We start from the raw sequence: 8,261 nt of genomic DNA, 5'->3' as shown, positions 1-8,261 counted from the left end.
ATTGCGCAATAAAATAAAAGCGCTTCCAGAAATTAAAGTTGCGTCAACGCGCAGCTTGGCATTGCTTTTGAAATGGAGGAAATAGTCCTCCCGGCTCATCTCAAAAATAGATTCTGATTATTGCTTTGCTGGCAGGACATTAATACCCCATCCAATCAAAGCTATTTCTCATGTCTTCAATACCGTCTCCCCGGCGGCAGCGCGAGCAACTCATCGCCATGCGCGACGCTGCAGCAGGTGCATTTGAAGCTGCAAGGCACAAGCATATCAGATTTCTCGGCAAAGCTGAAGCTATTTCACTGGATTACATAGCCGGCGTGGTTACACGCGAGCAGGTTCGGTGCGTTGTATCCGATCTCCTTGAATCCCGAGAGCAGGTAAAGGCAGCAGCGCACCACGTGCGGTCGTACCAGCAAATGCTCGATAAGCTTGCAATCCGTGAAGCGCGAGAAATCAAAACCCGTGCCCGCCAGGTCCGAATGAAATCAACATCACCAGGCCCTTATATCTCAAAACCATATCTAGAATTCAGCGTTGTGCCGCAAGGCGCTTAACCTTTCTGGTGGGGGCTAAGGCATAAAAGGAGTACGCCCGCGTCAGGTCCAAACTTCCACAAAATCAACTAAATTACTCCTCACTCCTCACTCCTCACTCCTCACTCCTCACTCCTCACACTAAAATAGTGCATTTACGCCATGCGCTACGGGAAATCTTTTGGTTATCTTGTACATGCGATTCTTCCGATAGTCACAGCGGCTTCTAGCCGTACGTCTCGGCTATCCCACATCTGTCATGTACGTACCATGTCCTATTCAGCAATTTCTGTATGGGTTGTCGACCCTGATGTAATACGGTCTCGAGAAATAAGCAGCCTCATTAACGAAACGGTTGATATTCGTTGCATCCGCTGTTTTGACGACATGGCTGCGGTTCAAACGCAGGTAATATCACCAACTTCTACCCAGTGGCCTGATGTAGCACTTGTTTTTGGACCTGTAGATGGGGAAGAGTCCGAATACCTCGATATTATGATTGGCATCAAGCTGTTAAAGCAGCAGCATCCAGACCTTACGTGTCTGTACGTTGATGGTGCTGATAGCCGGCTTCATATGATTGAAGCGATCCATGCCGGCGCCCATGGTGTTGTAGTTGGTTATCAGCCCTATGTAAAGTTTATCAAAACCATCCGACGGGCAGTAGCCGGCGGATTGTGGATGCAGCCCCCGCTAGCAAAGTACGCGGCCCACGTATTTGCTGACCAGGCGTTCAAAGCAGAAGCAGATATGATGCTTCCCATCCAAACGGACTTACTGCTGGCATTTATGGCTGACGGGGTTTCGGAGCAGGAAGCACTCGACGTATTGCAGCTAAGCCGTCGGCACATCCTCGATTTCCTCAGACAAATCTATGCGGCTTTGCATCGCTTTGCAGGTATTCAGTTTGTTGCCTGAGTAGGTACTTTGATTTTGTGCTGTCGGAATGGATACGGTATATTTGGGGACACACCCGGTTTATCATCCCGTTTCCGTTGGGCAGTTTAATGAGTGGTTGGTTTCTTGTTTACCAGATTGTATTAGGCGTTGGTGCTGTTCAGGGATTGGTGATGGGGTTTTTGCTTTGGCAGCGATCGAGTCCCCGCTACTACGCGAATCGATTTCTCGCCGTATTGCTCGGATTCTTTGCTTACCGACTGGTTGCCGAGCTTATCGGTACCGCTGGCTATGGTGGCCCTGATTATATCGCCTATCACTTTCTGCTCGAATTCAACTGGTTGTATGGCGGACTGCTTTTCTTTTACGTAGCCTGCTACCTGAATCCTCAAAGGCGCTTGCAAAGGTCTGATTGGGTGCACCTGGTGCCGCCAGCTATCGAGTTTATCATCAGTAACTATGTGAAAACCCAGAATTTTTTCTGGGATGGCACGCCAGAGAGTTTGAGTTGGCTGGGCCGGCAAGCCTACATGCTTTGGAATCATACGCCCATCCAAATTATCGTATTTTGTGGTCTTATTCTGGGATATGGCTGGTATGCCCGTCGATTATGGAAAGCGGGTTGGCCTGCTGAGGACAATGATGCGGCAGCTGATCCTGCTGTGCACGTGCGCTGGTTGCTGCGTTTTATCTGGATATACCTAGGCTTTGCAGCAGCCATGATCACCTGTAGCCTGGTAGACTACCTGTTTTTTGATATCGCCTTTCAGCCTTTTTATATCTACCCGCTTTATATAGGCATCGCAGCGCTTACGTATTCTTTTGGATTTGCCGGATTCCTGAACCGAAATACACCTGTTAAGCCGGCCAGCAAAATTGATATCGATGGATTAGTAGACGTGGATGCAAAGGTTGCGTTGCTGCAACACGTGATGGATGAGCAGAAACTGTATCTAGAAGCTGATCTATCCCTGAATACGCTGGCTGCAGCTATCGATGTCAAGCCTTATGTGCTGACCCAGTTACTCAATACTTCTATCAAAAAGACGTTCAGCGAGTACGTAAACGAATTTCGGGTGGCAGAAGTGATCCGATTATTTCAAACTCCTGCATATGCAAACTATACCCTGACCGCCATTGGGTTTGAGGCAGGATTCAACTCAAAAGCTACCTTCAACCGTATTTTCAGGAAGGTTACCGGAAAAACACCCGGCCAGGTACGAGATGAGGCGGCGTCTCATCTTTCCAATTGAGACAATAAGACACGTCTCAATTGTTTAATTGTGGCGAAATGCCCCCGCGATCCGCCGTAAGCTTGCCAACAGATTTGTTAAACATCAATTGGTAAGCACAATGAAAAACCAAAACTTCTTTTCCAATCTTTTCTGCGCGGCAACGCTTCTTTCGCTGGTACTTTCTCTTTCAGGCTTCTCTTATACACCGCACACTGCGGTACCCGAGCTTGAAGGGACATGGGCCGTCGACTTGCGGCCTTCGCCTGATTCGCCACCGTATATCCAGAACATGGTGATCACCTCTGCAAAAAACAAGCAGATCAAAGGGACCTTCTATGGTACTAAAATCATGAATGGCAAAATCAACACGTCCTGGGGTAAAGTGGTCTTTGCCTTCACAACCGAGGATGGCAGCGGCGTTTATCATACAACCGGGGAATTGGTAGATGGCAAGCTCACCGGATCAACGCATTCCCTCGGTCGCGGCTTTCTCACGCCCTGGACTGGGGTCCGCAAATAAATGGCCCAAACACACATTGAACCAATCGCCGCGCTGTACACGATACAGCGCGGCATTTTTTGTTTGCTTGTTAATCGTGTACAGTTTCCTGGAGATTCAGCGCGTCCTGATCCCAATTGTGCGATACTACACAGCCAGAGCGGGGGATTTGATGAGTTGTTTCAGCGTCAAATCGTCAAAAAAGGCGTGATGCACATTGATTGTCGGTACTGCTTAAGTTAACATGTCCTATTCAGTACATCGCACGCAAACCTCCGGCTGTCATGATCAAACATGCCCCCCGCTCCATCAGCTACTTGACAGGATTATTGCTTATTTCGAGTGTATGCTCTTGCGCAACACCCGAAGATGTGCAGCCTGCGCCACCAAACATTCTGTTCGCCATTGCTGACGATGCTTCATTCCCTCATATGGGCGCTTATGGCACTGATTGGGTAGATACACCGGCATTTGACCGCGTGGCAGCGGAAGGCTTACTCTTCATGCGGGCCTACACACCCAACGCCAAATGTGCCCCTTCACGCGCTGCTATCCTGACGGGGAGAAACTCCTGGCAACTCGAAGAGGCCGCCAACCATTGGCCCTATTTCCCTGCCAAATTCAAAACGTACGCAGAAGCTCTCACAGCGCAGGGCTACCACGTGGGGTACACGGCAAAAGGATGGGCGCCTGGCATTGCTGAGAACGCTGCCGGCGAGCGCAGGATGTTAACCGGTAAGCAGTACAACGAAGTAAAACTAGATCCTGTAGCACAGCACATCTCAAACATAGATTATGCCGCCAACTTTGAAGCTTTCCTCGATGATCGGGAGGCAAATGAACCGTTTGTCTTCTGGTATGGCTCGCTGGAGCCACATCGTGCTTATGAATACGGCGTCGGCGCACGGGTAGCGGATAAGCAAGTAGATGAAATTGACCATGTGCCGGCATTCTGGCCCGACACCGATTCTGTCCGTATGGATATGCTGGATTATGCCTTTGAAATTGAACACTTCGATCAGCACCTCGGCCGCATGCTGGACCTGCTCGAAGTGCGCGGCGAACTGAAAAATACGCTCGTTGTAGTGACGGCAGACAATGGGATGCCTTTCCCCCGCGTAAAAGGGCAGGCCTATGAGTTGTCGAATCACCTGCCATTAGCGATGATGTGGCCGGCTGGCATCGCAGAGGCTGGGCGAACGGTAGCGTCATTTGTTAGCTTTATTGACTTTGCGCCTACGTTCCTGTCACTCGCCGGCCTTGATGCCAGCCAGGCTGGTATGCAACCGGTAACCGGACATGACCTGACCCCTATCTTTCAGAACACGGCAACCATCCTGCGCGAACACGTACTGATTGGGAAAGAGCGACACGACATCGGCCGGCCCAACGATGCCGGCTACCCCATGCGGGGCATTGTCTCTGGCGATTTGCTTTACATCAGAAATTTTAAAACAGACCGCTGGCCGGCTGGTGATCCGGTTACAGGTTACCTGAACTGCGATGGGAGTCCGACCAAAACCGTTTGTCTCGACCGCCGAAATTCGTCGGCGCATCAGTACTGGGCCCTTTCGTTTGACAGGCGGCCAGCTGAAGAATTGTATAACATTAGCGAAGATCCAGACTGTATCAACAACCTGGCAGCAGATCCGGCTTACGCCACGCAAATGGCGGAGCTGGCTGAGAAAATGACCGCCGCCCTCAAGGCTGAAGGTGACCCGCGTATCCTGGGTAACGGAGAAATCTTTGATGCCTACCTTTATGCAGATGAAAAACACCGCGGGTTTTATGAGCTTTACGAGGCCGGCACTGCAGGCAATGCTGGCTGGGTAAATGCGTCTGACTTTGACGATCGGTAACCTGTATGCATCGGCAGTACTTTACATCTACCCCCGAAGACCATGTTTAATCGCTTTTTGCCGCTCCTCATCCTGCTTTCACTTACCGGATGGCAGGCCCACGTAAAAGAAACGCAACCCACAGTACAGCCCAATATTCTCTGGATTTTTGGAGAGGACATGGGCGTAGAGTTGAGTTTGCTTGATGTCCCGGAAGTACACACGCCCAATATTGATGCGCTGGCTCAAAAAGGCATGTATTTCACGCAAGCTTTTACGACGGCACCAGTTTGCTCGCCGGCACGGTCTGCGATAAATACCGGTATGTACCAAATGGCAATCGGCGCCCACAATCATCGGTCACATCGACCGGATGACACTTCAGCCTATCCATTTCCACTGCCCGACGGAGTCCAGGTTATTTCTGATCACATGCGGCACGCCGGCTACTTCACGGCTAACATCCGGGAAATGCCCGAAGATGCATGGTTCAGGGGCACTGGCAAAACCGATTGGAATTTCACCTACGCCGGCAAACCCTTTGATTCTGACAAATGGGCTGACCTGAAAAATAACCAGCCCTTCTACGCGCAGGTCAATTTTCCTGAGACACACCGCGGCAAAGACTGGAATGAAGCCCACGAGCACATCGATAAGCCGGCAGATCCAGATAACGTGGTGCTGCCCTCATACTATCCGGATCATCCCGTGGTGCGCGAAGACTGGGCGCAGTACTTGAACGCCGTGATGGCTCTCGATCGTAAAGTTGGTGATGTGCTCAGCTTTCTTGAGCGCGATGGATTGGCAAAGCAGACCATTGTTGTATTTATGGCAGATCACGGCCGCGCCATGGTGCGCGGGAAGCAGTGGCCTTACGACAGCGGATTGCATGTGCCGATGTTGATCTACATCCCCGAGTCGTTGCCGGCCCCGGAAGGGTACAGCCCTGGTTCTATGAGTTCGCAACTCGTACACTCCATCGACATGACAGCCACAACCATTGCACTTGCTGGCTCGCAGAAGCCACCTGCGATGCAAGGGCGCGTGTTGTTTGGTCCACAAATGGAGCCGCCGCGTACCTACGTATTTGGCGGTCGCGACAGGGGAGACGAAACCGTGGATCGCATCCGTACCGTACGGAGCCGGCGATTCCGCTATATCCGAAATTACTATCCCGATCGGCCGCTGCTGCAAATGAATGGCTATAAAGAAGCCACGTACGAGACCATCTGGGTAATGCGCAAATTACACCAGGAAGGCAAACTTACGCCGGAGCAGGCATACTTAATGGCCCCAACGCGGCCTACGGAAGAGCTTTATGATGTTATTGCTGATCCGTATGAAATAAACAATCTGGCTTCCTCTGCTGATCACCATGAGATTCTGCGTCAGCTTAGCCACGAACTCGATGGATGGATGACAGAGATCGATGACCAGGGTCGCTTCCCCGAGCCGGCTTCGGTGCAGGCTTACTATGAGGCGCGGATGATCCGCAACTACGCGGAGCGCATCAATGCGTTACACGAGAAGTGGGGGATTGAGTAGCAGATACAATGCTGATTATTGGACATCTTTATTTCCTGCCCAAATAGCTTTGTATTTCGGCTTTGAGAATCCTGACAGCTTCTGTCATCTCTTCTTCGTTCAACGAACCGAATCCCATTCGAATGGCATTGATCGTTTTGCCATTGGAATCTTGAAAAACAGTGTCCGAAATTTTCAGGCCAGACCCAAGCGCTGCGTCTCTTATCTCTTTCACAGGAATATCCTCTCTGAACTGTACCCATACAGCTAGCCCCCCTTTGGGGGGTGTAAAGTGTACGTAATCATTTAATTCATGTAGAAGCAAATCACAAAAATGATCTCTTCGTGATTCGTACACGCCAAGGGCCTTCTTGAGATGCCGGCGAATGATCCCTTCGTCAAGCAACATAGCTATCACACGTTCCAGTGCCGTATTGCCATGACAGTCAATGAACCTGCTAACGCGAGAAACTTCACTGATAACATTTTGAGGGGCCACTATAAAACCTGTTCTGAGTCCAGGTGCGACCGTTTTACTAAAAGATCCAACATATACGACTGTGCCATTTTGGTCGGCACTTGCCATGGGTAGAATAGGATTGCGTGCGTAGTGAAAATCGTAGTCATAATCATCTTCTACAATAGCAAACCCATATTGCTGTGCAAGCATCAGTAGCTTCATTCTTCGCTCGGCATTCAAGGTCACTGTCGTGGGGTGATGGTGGTGAGGCATTACAAATACAGCTTTGACTTCCTGTTGGGCACATATTTTCTCTATTTCATCAACATCAAGACCTTCCTCATCAACAGGCACCGTGATGAGTCTGCCGCCCACCAGCCTGATGATTTTATTAGCCACTTTAAAACTTACAGTCCCAACAATAACCGCATCTCCAGGGTTCAATAGCACCTGAAACATGCAAAAAAAGGCATTCAGGCTACCCCTGGTTACCATGATATTGTCTGGTGAGGCATTAATACACCTCGTTTCCTTCAGGTAATTAACGAGGGCTTTTCTCAACAACGCATCTCCCAAGAAATCGGCCGCATAATTCATCATCTTTCGACCCTGTTTACTTTTCATCAAGCCATTGAGCGTGCTCGTGATCTCTCTCATTGGGCCGATGCGTACATCAGGGTATCCTGTGTCAATGACATACTTGATGCCTTTGAGATTGTGTGGCGTGTATTTCTCAAGGAAGTCGAGGTCGTCTCTCAGGCTGAAATTACTTAGTTTTGCCAGGCCGCTAGGTGGATGATCATGTAACGACTGCGCTTCTCTGATCGGTAACTTCGTATTTACAAAGGTGCCTGAATTTGGCCTTATTTCGATCCAGCCCTGCGCCGACAATTCTTCGAACGCTTCAATAACCGTTCTCCTGTTTACGCCCAACACTGATGCGATCTGTCTTGAACCTGGGATCTTATACCCTTTTGCAATTCTGCCTGAAGAGATCAATCGGATAAATTCGTTCGCGATCTGCAAATATAGCGGTGTTCTCTGCGCGGGGGTAATGCTGATTAGTCTTTTGTATGGAAGCAAACCGGATTACCTTTTGTGTATAAACTGGACTAGGTGGATGCACCGGTTAAGATATAGCTTCATCTTGCACTCGTCAAGAAAGACGATGGCGATTTAATCCGGCCTGTTGAATCAGACGCAAGACGAAGCCATGCGATTTTATTTCACTGTAAGCTTATTGTCTATTCTCACCCTTTTGAATCCTCTTCGTAT

The 8,261-nt window shown here is 49.8% G+C and carries 7 protein-coding genes; 6 read left to right on the top strand and 1 reads right to left on the bottom strand.

What is annotated here, in order from left to right:
* Nucleotides 1-170 precede the first annotated feature (170 nt).
* The 6 genes from AAF564_24245 (at nucleotide 171) to AAF564_24220 (ending at nucleotide 6,547) form a co-directional block, all read left to right on the top strand.
* A complete protein-coding gene (locus tag AAF564_24245; GenBank protein MEM8488681.1) occupies nucleotides 171-554 on the top strand; it encodes a hypothetical protein in 384 nt (127 codons plus the stop codon).
* A 249-nt stretch (nucleotides 555-803) separates the two neighbouring features.
* Nucleotides 804-1,451 carry a hypothetical protein gene (locus AAF564_24240; GenBank protein ID MEM8488680.1) on the top strand — a complete coding sequence of 216 codons (648 nt, stop codon included), beginning with the start codon at nucleotides 804-806 and terminating at the stop codon, nucleotides 1,449-1,451.
* 89 nt (nucleotides 1,452-1,540) lie between these two features.
* A complete protein-coding gene (locus AAF564_24235; GenBank protein MEM8488679.1) occupies nucleotides 1,541-2,683 on the top strand; it encodes a helix-turn-helix domain-containing protein in 1,143 nt (380 codons plus the stop codon).
* 100 nt (nucleotides 2,684-2,783) lie between these two features.
* Nucleotides 2,784-3,185, top strand: coding sequence for a hypothetical protein (locus tag AAF564_24230; protein ID MEM8488678.1), 402 nt, complete (start codon nucleotides 2,784-2,786; stop codon nucleotides 3,183-3,185).
* A 263-nt stretch (nucleotides 3,186-3,448) separates the two neighbouring features.
* Nucleotides 3,449-5,023, top strand: a complete 1,575-nt coding sequence (locus AAF564_24225; protein ID MEM8488677.1) for a sulfatase — start codon at nucleotides 3,449-3,451, stop codon at nucleotides 5,021-5,023.
* Between the two features lie 42 nt (nucleotides 5,024-5,065).
* The gene (locus tag AAF564_24220; GenBank protein ID MEM8488676.1) at nucleotides 5,066-6,547 is read left to right on the top strand and encodes a sulfatase; all 1,482 of its coding nucleotides are present in this window, start codon (nucleotides 5,066-5,068) and stop codon (nucleotides 6,545-6,547) included.
* Between the two features lie 28 nt (nucleotides 6,548-6,575).
* Here AAF564_24220 and AAF564_24215 read toward each other — a convergent pair whose 3' ends face one another.
* Entirely contained in the window at nucleotides 6,576-8,012 is a 1,437-nt protein-coding gene (locus AAF564_24215) for a PLP-dependent aminotransferase family protein (protein ID MEM8488675.1), read from the bottom strand.
* Nucleotides 8,013-8,261 lie beyond the last annotated feature (249 nt).

This window comes from Bacteroidota bacterium (assembly GCA_039111535.1).
In the GTDB taxonomy this organism is placed as follows: domain Bacteria; phylum Bacteroidota; class Rhodothermia; order Rhodothermales; family JAHQVL01; genus JBCCIM01.
The sequence above is the reverse complement of the archived record's forward strand: the minus strand, read 5'-3'. Positions and strand labels throughout refer to the sequence as shown.